The sequence below is a fragment of the Streptomyces ziwulingensis genome (assembly GCF_039542605.1).
GTDB lineage: Bacteria > Actinomycetota > Actinomycetes > Streptomycetales > Streptomycetaceae > Streptomyces > Streptomyces ziwulingensis.
The window spans coordinates 1-15,087 of record NZ_BAABIG010000018.1 but is presented as its reverse complement, the minus strand read 5'-3'; the positions used below and the strand labels follow the sequence as shown (position 1 = coordinate 15,087).

Here is a 15,087-nt window from a genome sequence, read left to right as displayed (position 1 = left end):
CCCGGCCCGGTCAGTCCTCCAGGGTGGCGTCCAGGTCGGACATGATCAGGTCGCCGACGATCGCGGACGCCGCCCGGTAGCCGCCGCTCACCGCGTGCACGACCTGTTCGGCGAAGCCCATCGCGTTGCCCGCGGTGTACACGCCGGGCACGCTGGTCAGACCGGTCGGGTCCACGACCGGGTAGGCCCCGAACGGCGTCTCGGCCAGTTCGACGCCCAGGCTTTCCAGCAGGGCGGTCCGCGGCAGTGCGCGCGGGGCGACGAACACCACCGAACGCGAATGCACGGTCCCGTCGGTCAGTCGTACCCCGGTGATCCGGTCGTCCTCGACCACCAGCCCGGCGACCTCCCCGGGCACCACCTTCACCTGGGCCGCGGCCAGTCTGCGCAGGTCCTGGTCGGACAGCTCGGACTCGTCGACGGTGTGCAGGAACAGGGTCACGTCCTTCGACCAGCCGGTCACCATCAGCGCCTGGTGCACGCTCATCGGGCCGGCGGCGAGCACCCCGAAACGCTCGTCGCGGACCTCCCAGCCGTGGCAGAACGGACAGTGCACCACGTCCCGCCCGAACCGTTCGGCCACGCCCGGCACCTGCGGCAGCTCGTCCTTCAGACCGGTGGTGACGACCAGACGCCGCGCGTACACCGTGCGCCCGCCGGCCAGCCCCACCGCGAAGCCCCGCTCGCCCCGGGTGACCGCCACCGCCCGGTCCCGGACCAGATCGACGCCGTAGGACGCGATCTCCTCCCGGCCCCGGGCCAGGAACTCGGCCGGGGACATGCCGTCCCGGGTCAGATAACCCTGCATGTGGGCGGCGGGCGCGTTGCGCGGCTCCCCCGCGTCGACGACGAGGGTGCGCCGCCTCGCCCGGCCCAACGTGAGCGCCGCGGACAGGCCGGCGGCTCCACCGCCGACCACGATCACTTCGTACGTCTCGTCGCTGCCGTTCTTCTGGGTCACCGTGACCACCTCCACGACAGACGGTGGCCCGGACGGTGCGGTATTGACAAACATATTTGCCGGTTCTGCAATAAGTACATGACGAAGAACGACACGACGGCGGACGGCACGACGAAGGACGGCGCGACGAGGGGCGGCGCGACGAGGGGCGCCGCGACGAAGGGCGCCGCGACGAAGGACGACGTGCTCGCGGGAGTCGGTCCGCGGCTGAAGCGGCTCCGCAAGGAGCGCGACGTCACCCTCGCCGCGCTCGCCGAGGTCACCGGCATCTCGCTGAGCACCCTCTCCCGCCTGGAATCGGGACTGCGCAAGCCCAGCCTGGAGCTGCTCCTGCCCATCGCCCGGGCCCACCAGGTGGCGCTGGACGAACTGGTCGGCGCCCCGCCGGTCGGCGACCCGCGGGTGCGGGCCGAACCGCTGGTCCGCCACGGCCGCACCTACCTGCCGCTCACCCGGCAGCCCGGCGGCCTCCAGGCGTTCAAGGTGCTGGTGCCCTCGCGCCGGGAGGAGCCGGAACTGCAGACCCACGAGGGCTACGAGTGGATCTACATGCTCTCCGGACGGCTGCGGCTGGTGCTGGGCGAGCACGACCTGATCGTGTCCGCCGGGGAGGCCGCCGAGTTCGACACGCGGGTGCCGCACTGGTTCGGGTCGACGGGGGAGGGTCCGGCGGAGTTCCTCAGCCTCTTCGGACCGCAGGGCGAGCGGATGCACGTAAGGGCCCGCCCCACCCGTTCGTGACGTCCCGGACGGTTCCCTCATCGACAAGCGACCGCTTAGTATGCGCTTGACCCCGGACGGACGACGCAGTCGGTGGAGGCCCCGCATGCAGGCATGGCAGGTGCACGAGAACGGCGAGCCCGGCGAGGTGATGCGCCTCGCGGACGTGGCGCCGCCGACCCCCGGCGAGGGCCAGGTCCTGCTGCGGGTCCGCGCCGCGAACATCAACTTCCCGGACGTGCTGATGTGCCGGGGCCAGTACCAGGTCAGGCCGCCGCTGCCGTTCACGCCGGGCGTGGAGGTCTGCGCCGAGACCGAGGACGGCCGCCGGGTCCTCGCCAACCCGGCGCTGCCGCACGGCGGCCTCGCCGAGTTCACCGTCGCGGACGCCGCCGCGCTGCTGCCCGCCCCGGACACCCTGGACGACGCCGAGGCGGCGGCCCTGCACATCGGCTACCAGACCGGCTGGTTCGGCCTGCACCGCCGGGCCGCCCTCCGGGCCGGCGAGACCCTGCTCGTGCACGCCGCCGCGGGTGGGGTGGGCAGCGCGGCCGTGCAGCTCGGCAAGGCCGCGGGCGCCACCGTGATCGGCGTGGTGGGCGGTCCGGAGAAGGCCGCCGTCGCCCGTGAGCTGGGCTGCGACGTCGTGATCGACCGGCGCGCCGAGGACGTGATCGCCGCGGTGAAGGAAGCCACCGGCGGGCGCGGGGCCGACGTGATCTACGACCCGGTGGGCGGCACCGCCTTCCAGCAGTCCACCAAGGTGGTCGCCTTCGAGGGCCGCATCGTGGTCGTCGGCTTCGCCAGCGGGGACATCCCCGCCGCGGCGCTGAACCACGCACTGGTGAAGAACTACGGCATCCTCGGCCTGCACTGGGGCCTGTACAACACGAAGAACCCCCGGCTGGTCCGGGAGTGCCACGAGCAGCTCACCGAGCTGGCCGCGCGGGGCGCGATCAAGCCCCACGTCAGCGAGCGGGTACCGCTGGCGGAGGCCGCCGGAGCCGTGCAGCGGGTCGCCGACGGCGTCACCACCGGCCGGATCGCCGTAATCCCGGAGAAGGGAGCCACCGCATGACCACCGACGCCGGGGAACTGCGCCGCCGCACCCGGGAACTGCTCGCCGCGCATCCGCCCGCCGACACCGACCGCCTGGACTTCCTGCGGGCCCGCTTCGACGCCGGCCTGGCCTGGGTGCACTTCCCCGAGGGCCTCGGCGGACTCGGCGCCGCCCGCACCCTCCAGCCCGTCGTGGACGCCGAACTGGCCGCCGCGGCCGCCCCGGACAACGACCCCCGCCGCATCGGCATCGGCCTCGGCATGGCCGCGCCGACCCTCCTGAAGTACGGCACCGAGGAGCAGAAGCGCCGCTTCCTGCGCCCGCTGTGGACCGGCGAGGAGGTGTGGTGCCAGCTCTTCTCCGAGCCCGGCGCCGGCTCCGACCTGGCCGCGCTCGGCACCCGCGCCGTACGGGACGGCGAGGACTGGGTGGTGGACGGACAGAAGGTGTGGACCTCCAGCGCGCATGTCGCCCGCTGGGCCATCCTCATCGCCCGCACCGACCCGGACCTGCCCAAGCACCGGGGCATCACCTACTTCGTCTGCGACATGACCGACCCGGGCGTCGAGGTCCGGCCACTGCGGCAGATCACCGGCGAGGCCGAGTTCAACGAGGTCTTCCTCACCGGCGTCCGCATCCCCGACGACCGCCGCCTCGGCGAGGTCGGCGACGGCTGGCGGGTCGCGCAGACCACGCTGAACAACGAACGCGTCGCCATCGGCGGCGCCCGGCTGCCCCGCGAGGGCGGCATGATCGGCCCGGTCGCCAGGACCTGGCGGGAACGACCCGAGCTGCGCACCCCCGACCTGCACCAGCGGCTCCTCGGCCTCTGGGTGGAGGCCGAGGTCGCCCGGTTCACCGGCGAGCGGCTGCGCCAGCAGCTCGTGGCCGGCCACCCCGGCCCCGAGGGCGCCGGCATGAAGCTCGCCTTCGCCCGCCTCAACCAGCGGATCAGCGGACTCGAGGTGGAACTCCTGGGCGAACAGGGCCTGCTGTACGACGACTGGACCATGCGCCGCCCGGAGTCGGTGGACTTCACCGGCCGCGACGCCGGCTACCGCTATCTGCGCTCCAAGGGCAACAGCATCGAGGGCGGGACCAGCGAGATCCTGCTCAACATCGTCGCCGAGCGGGTCCTCGGACTGCCCTCCGAGCCGCGCACCGACAAGGACGTCGCCTGGAAGGACCTCGCCCGATGAGCCCGACGACCACACCCCCGGACCTGCTGTACACGGAAGAGGAAGAGGCGCTGCGCGCCGCCGTCCGCGACCTGCTCACCGACCACTGCGACCCGGCGGGCGTGATCACCCGCACCGAGTCGGACGTCCCGCAGGACCTGTCGGTGTGGAAGTCCCTCGCCGAAGGGATGGGCCTGGCCGGACTCCTGGTCCCCGAGGAGCGCGGCGGCCAGGGCGCCACGCACCGCGAGGCCGCCGTCGTACTGGAGGAACTGGGCCGGTACGTCGCCCCCGTGCCGTACCTCACCAGCGCCGTCGTCGCCACGGAGGCGCTGCTGGCCTGCGAGGCGGCCGGTGACCTGCTCACCGAGCTGGCGTCCGGCCGGCGGATCGGCGCCCTCGCCGTCGGCCTGCACACCGCCCCCGACGCCGCCTTCCCCGCCGTGCGACTGGCGGACGGCACCCTGCACGGGGAGTTGACCGGGGTCGCGGACGCGGTCGTCGCCGACGTCCTGCTCGTCCCGGCCGACGACGGCGGGTTGTACGCCGTGGAGGCCGCCGCCGCGACCGTCGTCCCGCAGACCTCGCTGGACCTCACCCGGCCCGTGGCGAAGGTCCTGCTCGCCGGAGCGCCGGGGCAGCGGCTGGGCGAGGCCCGCCCCGCCGTACGGCGGGCGCTGCGGGCCGGGGCCGGGCTGCTCGCCTCGGAGCAACTGGGCCTGGCCGAGTGGTCGCTGACCGAGACGGTCCGCTACCTGAAGGAGCGCAAGCAGTTCAACCGGCCGGTCGGCGGGTTCCAGGCGCTCAAGCACCGGCTGGCCCAGCTCTGGCTGGAGACCGTGCACCTGCGCGCCGCCGCCCGGGCCGCCGCCGACGCGCTCGCCACCGGCCGGGACACCGAGGTGTCCGTCGCCGTGGCCCAGGCGTACGCCGCCGCAGTCGCCGTCCACGCCGCCGAGGAGGCGGTGCAACTGCACGGCGGCATCGGCATGACCTGGGAACACCCCGCCCACCTCTACCTGAAGCGGGCCAAGGCCGACTCGATCGCCTACGGCACGGCGGGTGCCCACCGGGCGGCACTGGCCACGCTGGTCGACCTGCCGGCCTCCTGACCCGCGAGCCGCGTCCCGCCTTCCATGTTCCGCTCACCGCGGTTGCGCGAGCGGCCCGCCCGGCGCCGGGCGGGCCGCCCGCGCGTGAAGTGAACAGGTGGCGGCTCCCCGGCCAATTCACCACCCGGCGGCGCCGCTTCGGGCGATCCGGCTCGCATACTCACTGGGGTCCCGTATGGCCTACCAGGGAGGCAGAGCATGGCCCGCACCACCCGTCGCAGAGCCCTCACCACCCTCGGCGCCGCCCTCGCGGCCTCGGTCGCCCTGCCCGCCGGCACCGCGCTGGCCGGCGAACGCGCCCACCGCCCCCGCCCCTTGTGGCGCGCCCACGCCCACAACGACTACGAGCACCCCCGCCCCCTCCTCGACGCCCTCGACCACCGCTTCGGCAACGTCGAGGCCGACATCTACCTGGTGGACGGCCGGCTCCTCGTCGCCCACGACGTGGTGGACCTCGATCCGTCCCGCACCCTCGCCTCCCTCTACCTCGACCCGCTCGCCGCCCGCGTCCGCGCCCAGGGCGGCTCGGTGTACCGGGGCCACCACCGCCCCCTGCAACTGCTGATCGACATCAAGACCGAGGGCGCGGCCACCTACCTCGCGCTCGACCGGGAACTCCGGCGCCACCCGCACCTGTTCACCACCTACGCGCACGGCCGGGTGCGCCCCGGACCGGTCACCGCGGTGATCTCCGGCGACCGCGCGGCCCGCGTGCCCATGGAGGCGCAGACCACGCGCCGCGCCTTCTACGACGGCCGGCTCACCGACCTCGGCGCCGCCGCGCCGGCCTCCTTCATCCCGTTGATCAGCGACAACTGGACCAACAACTTCACCTGGCAGGGTGTCGGCGCCTTCCCCGCGGCCGAACGGCGCAAGCTCCACGACCTCGTCGCCGCCGCGCACGCCCGGGGCCGGCGGGTCCGCCTCTGGGCCACTCCCGACCTCGCGGGCCCGGCCCGGGACGCGGTCTGGGCGGAGCTGCTCGCCGCCGGTGTCGACCACCTCAACACCGACGACCTGGCCGGCCTGGAGGCGTTCCTGGACGCGCACCGGAGCGCGTGACCCACGGCAACATCACACGTTCGGAGGACAGGTCAGCCGCCTGGACGGCCCCTCCGCTACGCCACACTTGCGGCCGAAAGCCGCGAACCGGACAAGTGACGTGGCGGAGGAGGTTGACGATGGCCATTTCCATCTCTGTGGTGCTGCTGTTCACGATCCTGGCGGTGATCTTCGTGCGCAACGGGGGCCTGAAGGTCTCGCACGCGCTGGTCTGCCTCGTGCTGGGCTTCTACCTCGCGGGCACGAGCATGGCCCCCACCATCAGCAGCGGCCTCACCGCGACGGCGGACATCGTCAGCGGCCTCAGGCCCTGACCCGGGCGGTGGGGGGGGGCGAGGTGGGGCGGCTCACGGCGAGTGTGAGCCGGGCCGGGCGTGGGTCGGGCGGGCGCGGGTCAGGTCGGTCGGGGGCCGGGCGCGGGTCAGGCCGTCGAGAAGACGCCGATCCCGTTCGGGACGGCGCGCTCGGTACCGCCGCTGGGGTGGTTGCGCACCGTGACCTGGTCCGCCCCCGCGTTCCGGGCCACCAGGGTCGACGAGCCGCCCCCGTCCAGGTTGAAGCCGTCCGACGCGCCCAGACCACTCAGCGTCTTCGCCACTTCGGCGATGGTCAGGCCGCTCCGGTAGGCGGCGGCGCCGTCCACCGCGAGCAGCAGCACCCGCCGCCCGCCGTCCGCCACGCCGACCGCGGTCCGCACGGCCGAGGTGGTCGCGTCCAGGCCGGGCAGCGGGCTGCCGCCGGAGAGCACCGGGTAGCCGCCGACCGCGAAGTCGAGCGGGTCCTGCGACCCGGACGCCACCAGCCGGTGGGTGACCTCCACGGCTTGCCCGGTCGCCAGCTCCCGCAGCCGTTCCGCGCCCGCCTCCCGGCCGACCAGCACCGTCGTCCCCGGCTCGATCGGGCCGCTGCCGGGCGCCTCGGACGTGGACACCACCCGGCCGTCGCGGACCGTCACCTCGTAAGTCTCCGTACTGCACGGGGCGGCCCGGTCGGTGTCCGTGCCGCAGGTGGCGCGCTTGCGGGCGGCGGCGCCCCAGACGCTGGTGAACGCGCCGACCGAGCCGACCGGCAGCGCGTACTGGTTGAGCCCGCCGAGCGGCACCGTGCCCTGCGGGGTGGAGAGCGACCCGTCGAGGGCGAGCCGGTCCAGCCGGGCGCGGCGGTCGGTGCCCACGGCGAACACGTCCTCGGTGCTCGTGCCGGACGGCAGCTTCGGGCCGAAGCGCTGCCCCTTGGGCACCGCCGCCTTCAGCGCCTTGCCCTCGGCTACCGCCGGTCCCACGCTCGCGCCGGTCGCCGCGACGCCGGGGTGACTGCTCTCGGTGAGATGGAAGAAGTCGCCGTTGACGCCCCCGACGGCGCGCTGGGCGCCGGCCAGCCCCGAGACCGTGGCCCGCGCCGCGACCGTCCCCGGGTACAGCAGGCCCAGCCGTACCCGTGGCTCGCCCAGGTCGACGGCGAGCACATGGACATGGGTCGTCCCCTTGGCCGCCTCGACATCGAACTCGTCGTAGGTCACGCCCGGCGCGACCTCGGCGGCGCCCCGCGCGGCGGCGGCCGGTGCCGCGCCCACCAGGGCGGCTCCGGTCAGCGTGCCGAAGGCCAAGAGGAGGGCCAGTACGGGTCTGCCCGCCCGGAGCCGCGTCCGGCCCGGACTCGCGCTACGTGTCACTGGAACCCCTGATGTCTCGTCAACCGCTACGGAAATCAGGGGAAGTGCAGCAGACCCGGGCCGCCCGGAAGCGGCCGTGCGCCGTAGACCGCCCGAAAGAGCGGGAAAAGGCACTCCCTCGGGTGACCGGGCAGCCCGGGTCGGCCGCCGGGCTTCTGCCCGCTCGTCCTCACGGCCCCGCTCAGCCGTCCAGAACGCCGTCGCGGTGGAAGACCGTGACGCGGTGGTAGTTGCAGCCGGCCGGCGGTTCGGCCGCGGGCCGGGTCTGGTGGGCCTTGAGCGCGATGCTCACCAGGCTCATCAGCAGATCGACGTCCGCCTCGCAGTCGAGGTGCACGGTCACCCAGCGCGAGTCGGGGACCAGGTGGATCGCGCTGGAACCGCCCAGGTCGTAGTGGAAGCGCTGGATCGCCCGGTGGGTCAGATGCAGGTCCACGTCCCGGTACGAGTGGAAGTGGACGATCTCGTCGCGGACGGAGCAGAGCGCTCGCCCCGTCCCGCAACTGGCCGACCCCGCCGAGAGGTCGGGCCAGTCCTGCAGGCGCTCCAGGGCGCGCTGGGCCAGAGTCATGTCCCCATCGTCGCCTGATCACCCTCCGGCAACCAGTAGTTGAGCGATTTGTAACCGGCGCGTGAGGTGCGGCCGGACCGGAGACAGGCACGGGGAAGCGCCGCGCGGAGCCCGCGCGGCGCTCGGACGTGCAGGTGGGAGGGGTCGGGCGGGAGGCAGCGGCGGGGCTACGGGGTGACGCAGCCGATCGTCCCCGCCGGGAAGTCGTTGCCCGCGGACTTCGCCGTGAACCCGAAGGTCACGCTGGAGTCCGCGGCGATGACCCGGTTGTGATCCACGTTCCGTACCGTCACGGTGCCGTCGGACGCGGTGGACAGCGAACCGTTCCACACGCCCTCCAGCCGGGTCCCGGTACCCGGTTTCCACTGCACGGCCCAGCCGTTACGGGGTTCCGTGCCGTGGTTCATGACCTCGACGGAACCCTGGAAACCGCCGCTCCAGGAGTTGTCCACGTGGTAGACGGCCATGCAGGAACCCGTGTGCGGCGGGTCGGTCGGGTCCGTGGGGTCTGTCGGGTCCGGGTCGGCCGGGTCGGTCGGTTCCGGCGTGCTGCCGGAGCCGCGGATGCCGGTGACCTCGCCGTTCCCGCCGTCGAAGACGATGTCGGAGCAGGAGAAGAAGTTCTCCTGGCTGTCGGATCGCACCCACTGGACGAAGAGCACCGCGTCACCGGAGCGGCCCGAGGGCAGTGCCAGGTCCCAGTAGTAGTGGCCGCCGTTGGTGCCCGGCGAACCCTGCTGCGGCGGGTTGGTGACCGTCTGGATCAGTTCCAGGTCGTCCCAGCCCAGCTCGGACGTGGGCGACCAGCCGGGCTCGGTCAGATAGACCCGGAAGTCACCCGGGTGCGCGGCCCAGTTGCTGTACTGGACCTTCATCGTCGACCCGGACGTCAGATGCGTCTTCGGCCAGTCGGCGCGGGGGGTGTTGTAGGCGGAGAAGTTGTACGGGGACCGGTCGCCGGCGCTGCACAGGGTACCGTCCGGTACGTAGCCGGCGCCCCGGCCGCCCGCGTTGGAGTCGAGCACCGCGAACCAGTTGTACAGCGCGTTGGCCCCGCTCTGGTCCAGCGCGTCCTGACAGGCCGGGTTGGCCGGGTCCAGGGCGCCGGTGCCGGTGATGGCGTCCAGTTGACACAGGTACGTGCGCGAACCGGGCGTCATCGCCACTCCGTGGGCCTCCGCCCGGCCCTGCCAGAGGGCGGTGAGCCCGAGCGCGCCGAGCAGGGTGGCCAGTACCGCCGCGAGGGAGAGGAGTCTGCTGCGTCGAGCCATGGAATCTCCTGTTCCGGGATGATCGTGGGGGTGGGTGGGTGACAGGGATGACAGGCGTGTCAAGGGTGTGAGGTGTGACAGGTGTGACAGGTGTGACAGGTGTGACAGATGGGGCAGGGGTCAGTCGCTGGTGCAGGGTGTGCCGTTGAGGCGGAAGTCGTCGGGCGCCGTGAACGTGCCGCTGTAGGTGCCCTGGAAGCCGAAGGTCTGGTTGCCGCCCGGCGCTATCCGCCCGTTGTGCCCGAGCGCGCTCGCGGTGACGGCACCCGTGCCCGGGGCGACCGTGGCGTTCCACGCCTGGGTGATCCGTTGCCCGGAGGGGAGGGTGAAGGCGAGCCGCCAGTCGTCCACGGCGGCCGTGCCCGCGTTGCCGACGGTGACGTTCGCGGTGTAGCCGCCCTGCCAGACGTTCGTGGCGTAGCGCACCTCGCAGGCGGCGGGCGTGCCGGGCTCCTCGGGCTCCTGCGGTTCCTCGCCGCCGGTCTCGACGGCGGCGGAGAAGGAGTCGACCGAGAGCCCCGCCCCGTTCTGCCAGGGCTCGAACCCGGCCTGCACGCTCGTCAGGTACCAGTCGTCGCCGGCCAGCCCGCGCGAGACGGCCTGACGGACGAAGTCCAGCACGTCGAAGCTCCAACTCGTGATGGCCGCCGGGGCGACGAACGACAGCACGTCGTTCGCTCCGTTGCCGCCCGACCACACCTCCCAGGTCCGCCCGGCCACGGTGGCCGTGCCGACCTGCGAGCCGATCGGCTGGATCGGACCGACCCGGTTGAACCAGATCATGATCTCGGTCCGGTTCACCCCGTCGGTCCGCGGCGCCGGGTCCAGCCAGATGTCGTACGAGGCGTTGTACACGGCGTCGCCCACATAGCCGTACGAGACGCTGCTGGGTACGGCCGATATGTCGGAGACCCGGGCGGGCAGGGCGGTGCCCGGCGAACACGTGGTGTAGTGGCAGCCGTCGAAGACCGACGGGTACGACTTCGGGGCGCCGTTGGTCGGCACCGATCCGTCGGCCCTGCTGAGCCGGAAACCCGAGTCGGTCACGGTGACGCACTGCTCGGCGGCGGTGCCCCAGCGGTTGTTCTGGACGACGTACCGGCCCTGGATCGTGGCCGTCGCGTACTGGTCGCAGAGCGTGGTGTCGGCGGCTCTGGCGGGCGCCGCCGTCGTCATGAGCGACGCGAGGAGGACGAGCGCCGCGAACAGCGCTCCTAAGAGACCGCGCGGGGCGGAGGCATGGGGGGAGGGCGGGCGCATGCGGGGGCCTCTCTGGGAGGGGGCGGGGGCGTGAGGGGGCGGGGGCGCGCCCGGATCTCCATGAGTGGGAGCGCTCCCATAAGTCGGCTCGAACGGGGACTGTAAGAGCGGCCCATGTCCCTGACAAGACTCCGCGCAACAGACCGGGCGGGTAATTTCCGGGCCGCCGCACGCCGAGCGGCGGCCCGGGCCGGTCAGGCGAGGTTGACCAGTGCGAGGTAACGGGTCCAGTCCCACAGCGGGCCCGGGTCCGTGTGGTCGCTGCCCGGCACCTCGTGGTGCCCGATGATGTGCGCCCGGTCTCTGGGGATGCCGTACGTCGAGCAGATCGCCGCCGTCAGCGCCGCCGACTGCTCGTACAGGGCGTCGGTGAAGTACTCCGGGCGGTCGACCCACCCTTCGTGCTCGATGCCGACACTCCGTGTGTTGTAGTCCCAGTTGCCCGCGTGCCAGGCGATGTCGGCCTCGCGCACGCACTGCGCGAGATGCCCGTCGGCGGAGCGCACGACGTAGTGCGCGGAGACCTTCCGCTGAGGGTTCTGGAAGATGGCCAGTGTGTCGGCGTAGGTCTCCTGGGTGACGTGGATGACCACGCGGTCGAGGGAATGGGAGCCGGGCCGGCTCGCCTTGGTGTAGTTCGAACCGCTCGCCGGCTGCCACTCGGCGCCCGGACGGTCGACCGATTCGGCCCCCCTGCCGGCGGGCGTCCGGGTGCCGGTGCGGGGCCGGTCGGTGGTGCGGGGCCGGGCGTCCGCCTGGACGGACGACAGCAGCGTGTACGGAGCCGCGGCGAGGGCGGCGCCGCCCGCGAGGAGTCGTCGTCTGCTCGGTAGCGGTCGTGCTCGTTCCATGGGAAGTCGCCTTTCACGCGTGGGGAGGGCGGGGCGGACCGTCCGCCCAGCGTGGCGTCCGGACCGGCGCGCGCACGGTCGCGACCCGGTCACCCGTCCGTATGCGGACCGGTCCGACGGCCGTGGCCACCCGCCGGAAGCGGCTGCGGTCCGCGTGAATCACGTTACGGCGAAGGCGGGTTGGGCGTGAGCGTGCGGCGTGACTCGGTGGACGGGCAGGCCGTTGTGGAGAACTTCGCCACCCGTTCGAGTGAGGGCCAGGAGTGTGGGGTGGACCGCGGGAGGTGCCGGCCGGGCGGGCAGGCGCTCAGGTCTTCGCCTCAGCCTCAGCCTCAGCCTCAGCCTCCGGCTTTTCCGTTGCCGTTGCCGTTGCCTTGGGCCTCGGCCGCTGCCGCCGGGTCGTCCAGCACCTGCCGAACCACCGAATGCGCGGCGCCCAGCAGCGGGCCCTGCGAGCCCAGGCCGGACACGGACACGGGGCAGGCGGGGCCCGCCGTCCGGCGGGCCAGTTCGTCGCGGAGGGACGGCAGCAGCCAGGGCGCGAGCTGGGCCAGAGCGCCGCCCAGCACCACCCTCTCGGGGTCGAGCAGGTTGACCGCACCGGTCAGAGCGATGCCGAGGGCCGTGCCGGCGTCGGCCAGGGCACGTCGTACGTCCTCGTCGTCCTCGGCCGCGCGTCGCGCGAGCACGCCGACCCGGTCCTCGCCCGGCTCCAGACCGGCCGCGCGCAGGACGGCCTCCTCACCGGCGTACTGCTCCAGGCAACCGCGTCCGCCACAGGCGCACTCAGGACCGTCGGGGCGCACGGGTATGTGGCCCAGTTCGCCCGCGAAGCCACGGGTGCCGCGCAGCAGCCGCCCGTCCATCATCACGGCCGCGCCGATGCCGATCTCGGCCGACACGTGCAGGAAGTCGCGCGGCGTGCCGGCACCGAGCCAGAGTTCGGCGAGCGCACCGAAGTTGGCCTCGTTGTCCACGGTCAGCGGCATGTCCACCGCCAGCAGTTCGCCGAGATCCGCGTCGTGCCAGTCGAGGTTCGGCGCGCGCACGACCGTCCGGGCGTCCCGTGCCACCAGGCCCGGCACCGCCACGGCCAGCCCGGCGGGCCACAGCCCCTGTTCCCGCGCCGCCCCGGTGAGCTGCCGGACCAGGTCGCCGAGCCGGTCGACGACGGCACGCGCGGGGCGCCCGCGATGGGAGCCGTGCCGTACGGCGCGTGCCCGGACCCGCCCGCGCAGGTCGACCGCGCAGACCGCGAGGTGGTCGACCCCGACCTCCGCACCGATTCCGGCCGGACCGTTCGCGCTGACCGCGAGCGCCGAACCGGGCCGGCCCACGCGGCCCGGCCGCTCCGGGCCCAGTTCCTCCAGCAGGCCCGCCCGGACCAGTTCGTCCACCAGAGTCGACACGGCCGCACGCGTGAGGCCGATCCGGGAGGCGACGGCGGCCCGGGACAGGGGTCCCTCGGCGCTGACGGTGTGCATCACCCGGGCGAGGTTGCGGCGGCGCATCCCCTGCTGGGTGTCCGGCAGCCCGCGCCCGGGACCGTCGGGGTGCGCTGTGTGCGGCGGAGCGGTCATGCCCCCTCGGTCCTTGGTCGGTGCGCCGGCCGGTGCCGGCCGGCGCTGGTGGCCGCTCGCGCGGTGGTGTCGCAGGCGGCGCCGGCCGGCGGTTCGTCAGCGGTCGGCGGGGTCCCTGTCCAGCAGGGGAGCCGCATCGGAGAGTACCCCGGAGATCCTGGACAGGGCCGCCTCGTCCCGTTCCACCGCGTCCAGCACCGGACCCGCGGCTGTGTTCCAGCGCCGGGCGACCGCCGCCGGGTCCTCGCCGGTCAGCAGTCCGGCCGCCTGTGCCGCGGCGCCGAGCGCGACCAGCTCCCGGGCCTCGGGGATCTGCACCGGCCGGCCCGACAGCCGCCGTACGGTCTGCTGCCAGGCCGCGCCCCGGGCACCGCCGCCGATCAGCAGCAGCGGAGCGGAGGTGTCCGCCTCCGAGTCGAGGACCAGGTCCAGTGCGCCCAGCAACGCGTGCACGGCGCCGTCGTAGGCGGCCTGCAGCACCTGCCCGGCGGTCGTGTCGTGCCGCAGCCCGTGCAGCAGGCCGGAGGAGCGGGGCAGGTTCGGGGTGCGCTCGCCGTCCAGGTAGGGCAGCAGCGTGACGTCCGTGCCGGGCTCGACGGCCTCCCGGTCCAGGCCGAGCAGCGTGGCGACGCGGTCGACGGCGAGCGTGCAGTTCAGGGTGCAGGCCAGCGGCAGCCAGTCGCCGCGCGCGTCGGCGAAACCGGCCACGGTCCCCGTCGGGTCGGCGGCCCGGTGCCGCGACACGGCGTACACCGTGCCCGAGGTCCCGAGGCTCATCACCGGCACACCGGGGCGGATGCCCAGGCCCAGCGCGGCGGCGGCGTTGTCACCGGTGCCGGGGGCCACCAGGGTGCCCTTGGCGAACGGCAGGCCGTGGCTGTCGCGGACGGTGCCGGCCATCTCCCCGGGCCGCACGATCCGGGGCAGCAGGGCCGGATCGAGCCCCACGCGTGCGAGCGTCTCCGCGTCGTACGCCTCCGTCCCGGACGCCCACCAGCCGGTCCCCGAGGCGTCACCGCGGTCGGTCGTCCCCTCGCCCGTGAGGCGTTCGGTGAGGTAGTCGTGGGGGAGGCGGACGGCACGCGTGGCGCGCACCGCCTCCGGCTCGTGCTCGGCGAGCCAGGCCCACTTGGTGACCGTGAACGAGGCGCTGGGCACGCTGCCCGTGCGCTCCGCCCACGCCTTCGGCCCGCCCAGCTCCTCGACCAGGCGTCGCGCCTGCGGCGCCGAACGCACATCGTTCCAGAGCAGGGCCGGACGTACGGGATCACCCTGGGCGTCCAGCGTCACCAGTCCGTGCTGCTGCCCTCCGATCGACACCGCGGCCGCCTCGCGGGCCGGTTCGCCGCACTGGTCCAGGGCGGCGCCCAGGGCGTCCCACCACTGGCGCGGATCACTCTCGCGGCCCTCGCCCGACGAGACGGTGTGCGGAGCCTGGCCACTGGCGACGATGCGGCCAGTGCTCGCGTCGACGACCAGCGCCTTGGTGGACTGGGTGGACGTGTCCACGCCGACGACGAGCGGACCCTCGGCTGCTGACATCGGGCTTCTCCCTCTTCCGTGGCCCGCCTACGGCGGTCCCGCACGGCTCTGAACTGGGGTTTTTCCACGGCCGGCCCGGGTCGGAACGGCCCGGACACGCCATCGGGGACACCTTGTCCCTTCCCATGAGTGCCTCCGCATACTAATTTGTAAAGTGGCATGACGAAATAGCTTCGACCAGGCGAGGAGCCGCAGCATGAGCTACCAGCCCACTCCCGAGGACAGGTTCACGTTCGGTCTGTGGACC

At 73.6% G+C, this 15,087-nt stretch carries 14 protein-coding genes; 6 read left to right on the top strand and 8 right to left on the bottom strand.

Annotated features, from left to right (window positions below):
• Window positions 1-10: 10 nt before the first annotated feature.
• The gene (locus ABEB00_RS08850) at window positions 11-976 is read right to left on the bottom strand and encodes an NAD(P)/FAD-dependent oxidoreductase (RefSeq protein ID WP_345618534.1); all 966 of its coding nucleotides are present in this window, start codon (window positions 974-976) and stop codon (window positions 11-13) included.
• Window positions 977-1,039: 63 nt separating this feature from the next.
• Here ABEB00_RS08850 and ABEB00_RS08845 point away from each other — a divergent pair, with 63 nt between their 5' ends.
• The 6 genes from ABEB00_RS08845 to ABEB00_RS08820 all read left to right on the top strand — a co-directional run bounded on the left by ABEB00_RS08845 (window position 1,040) and on the right by ABEB00_RS08820 (window position 6,407).
• Window positions 1,040-1,702, top strand: a complete 663-nt coding sequence (locus tag ABEB00_RS08845) for a helix-turn-helix domain-containing protein (RefSeq protein ID WP_345618533.1) — start codon at window positions 1,040-1,042, stop codon at window positions 1,700-1,702.
• Window positions 1,703-1,787: 85 nt separating this feature from the next.
• Entirely contained in the window at window positions 1,788-2,759 is a 972-nt protein-coding gene (locus ABEB00_RS08840; RefSeq protein ID WP_345618532.1) for an NADPH:quinone oxidoreductase family protein, read from the top strand.
• Window positions 2,756-3,940, top strand: a complete 1,185-nt coding sequence (locus tag ABEB00_RS08835; protein WP_345618531.1) for an acyl-CoA dehydrogenase family protein — start codon at window positions 2,756-2,758, stop codon at window positions 3,938-3,940. Before ABEB00_RS08840 ends, ABEB00_RS08835 begins: the two co-directional genes overlap by 4 nt.
• Window positions 3,937-5,031, top strand: a complete 1,095-nt coding sequence (locus ABEB00_RS08830) for an acyl-CoA dehydrogenase family protein (RefSeq protein ID WP_345618530.1) — start codon at window positions 3,937-3,939, stop codon at window positions 5,029-5,031. Before ABEB00_RS08835 ends, ABEB00_RS08830 begins: the two co-directional genes overlap by 4 nt.
• 198 nt (window positions 5,032-5,229) lie before the next feature.
• Window positions 5,230-6,093 carry a phosphatidylinositol-specific phospholipase C/glycerophosphodiester phosphodiesterase family protein gene (locus tag ABEB00_RS08825; protein ID WP_345618529.1) on the top strand — a complete coding sequence of 288 codons (864 nt, stop codon included), beginning with the start codon at window positions 5,230-5,232 and terminating at the stop codon, window positions 6,091-6,093.
• 119 nt (window positions 6,094-6,212) lie between these two features.
• Window positions 6,213-6,407 (top strand): hypothetical protein, encoded by a 195-nt coding sequence (locus tag ABEB00_RS08820; RefSeq protein ID WP_345618528.1) that lies wholly within the window; start codon window positions 6,213-6,215, stop codon window positions 6,405-6,407.
• A 107-nt stretch (window positions 6,408-6,514) separates the two neighbouring features.
• On the opposite strand, the gene ABEB00_RS08815 is transcribed toward ABEB00_RS08820, so the two are convergent.
• The 7 genes from ABEB00_RS08815 to xylB all read right to left on the bottom strand — a co-directional run bounded on the left by ABEB00_RS08815 (window position 6,515) and on the right by xylB (window position 14,840).
• A complete protein-coding gene (locus tag ABEB00_RS08815) occupies window positions 6,515-7,765 on the bottom strand; it encodes a phosphodiester glycosidase family protein (RefSeq protein WP_425586461.1) in 1,251 nt (416 codons plus the stop codon).
• A 181-nt stretch (window positions 7,766-7,946) separates the two neighbouring features.
• Window positions 7,947-8,336, bottom strand: coding sequence for a luciferase domain-containing protein (locus ABEB00_RS08810; protein WP_345618527.1), 390 nt, complete (start codon window positions 8,334-8,336; stop codon window positions 7,947-7,949).
• 167 nt (window positions 8,337-8,503) lie between these two features.
• The gene (locus ABEB00_RS08805) at window positions 8,504-9,607 is read right to left on the bottom strand and encodes a lytic polysaccharide monooxygenase (protein ID WP_345618526.1); all 1,104 of its coding nucleotides are present in this window, start codon (window positions 9,605-9,607) and stop codon (window positions 8,504-8,506) included.
• A 120-nt stretch (window positions 9,608-9,727) separates the two neighbouring features.
• Window positions 9,728-10,867, bottom strand: coding sequence for a glycoside hydrolase family 12 protein (locus tag ABEB00_RS08800; RefSeq protein ID WP_345618524.1), 1,140 nt, complete (start codon window positions 10,865-10,867; stop codon window positions 9,728-9,730).
• A gap of 194 nt (window positions 10,868-11,061) precedes the next feature.
• Window positions 11,062-11,718 (bottom strand): N-acetylmuramoyl-L-alanine amidase, encoded by a 657-nt coding sequence (locus ABEB00_RS08795; protein ID WP_345618523.1) that lies wholly within the window; start codon window positions 11,716-11,718, stop codon window positions 11,062-11,064.
• A gap of 338 nt (window positions 11,719-12,056) precedes the next feature.
• Window positions 12,057-13,298: an ROK family protein gene (locus tag ABEB00_RS08790; RefSeq protein ID WP_345618521.1), complete on the bottom strand. Its 1,242-nt coding sequence runs from the start codon at window positions 13,296-13,298 to the stop codon at window positions 12,057-12,059.
• Window positions 13,299-13,394: 96 nt separating this feature from the next.
• Entirely contained in the window at window positions 13,395-14,840 is a 1,446-nt protein-coding gene (gene xylB, locus ABEB00_RS08785; RefSeq protein ID WP_345618520.1) for a xylulokinase, read from the bottom strand.
• Window positions 14,841-15,087: the final 247 nt, after the last annotated feature.

Coding starts and splice junctions, on each gene's coding strand:
- ABEB00_RS08845 (WP_345618533.1), top strand. CDS start 1,040: ATGACGAAGAACGACACGACGGCGGACGGCACGACGAAGGACGGCGCG.
- ABEB00_RS08840 (WP_345618532.1), top strand. CDS start 1,788: ATGCAGGCATGGCAGGTGCACGAGAACGGCGAGCCCGGCGAGGTGATG.
- ABEB00_RS08835 (WP_345618531.1), top strand. CDS start 2,756: ATGACCACCGACGCCGGGGAACTGCGCCGCCGCACCCGGGAACTGCTC.
- ABEB00_RS08830 (WP_345618530.1), top strand. CDS start 3,937: ATGAGCCCGACGACCACACCCCCGGACCTGCTGTACACGGAAGAGGAA.
- ABEB00_RS08825 (WP_345618529.1), top strand. CDS start 5,230: ATGGCCCGCACCACCCGTCGCAGAGCCCTCACCACCCTCGGCGCCGCC.
- ABEB00_RS08820 (WP_345618528.1), top strand. CDS start 6,213: ATGGCCATTTCCATCTCTGTGGTGCTGCTGTTCACGATCCTGGCGGTG.
- ABEB00_RS08810 (WP_345618527.1), bottom strand. CDS start 8,336: ATGACTCTGGCCCAGCGCGCCCTGGAGCGCCTGCAGGACTGGCCCGAC.
- ABEB00_RS08805 (WP_345618526.1), bottom strand. CDS start 9,607: ATGGCTCGACGCAGCAGACTCCTCTCCCTCGCGGCGGTACTGGCCACC.
- ABEB00_RS08800 (WP_345618524.1), bottom strand. CDS start 10,867: ATGCGCCCGCCCTCCCCCCATGCCTCCGCCCCGCGCGGTCTCTTAGGA.
- ABEB00_RS08795 (WP_345618523.1), bottom strand. CDS start 11,718: ATGGAACGAGCACGACCGCTACCGAGCAGACGACGACTCCTCGCGGGC.
- ABEB00_RS08790 (WP_345618521.1), bottom strand. CDS start 13,298: ATGACCGCTCCGCCGCACACAGCGCACCCCGACGGTCCCGGGCGCGGG.
- xylB (WP_345618520.1), bottom strand. CDS start 14,840: ATGTCAGCAGCCGAGGGTCCGCTCGTCGTCGGCGTGGACACGTCCACC.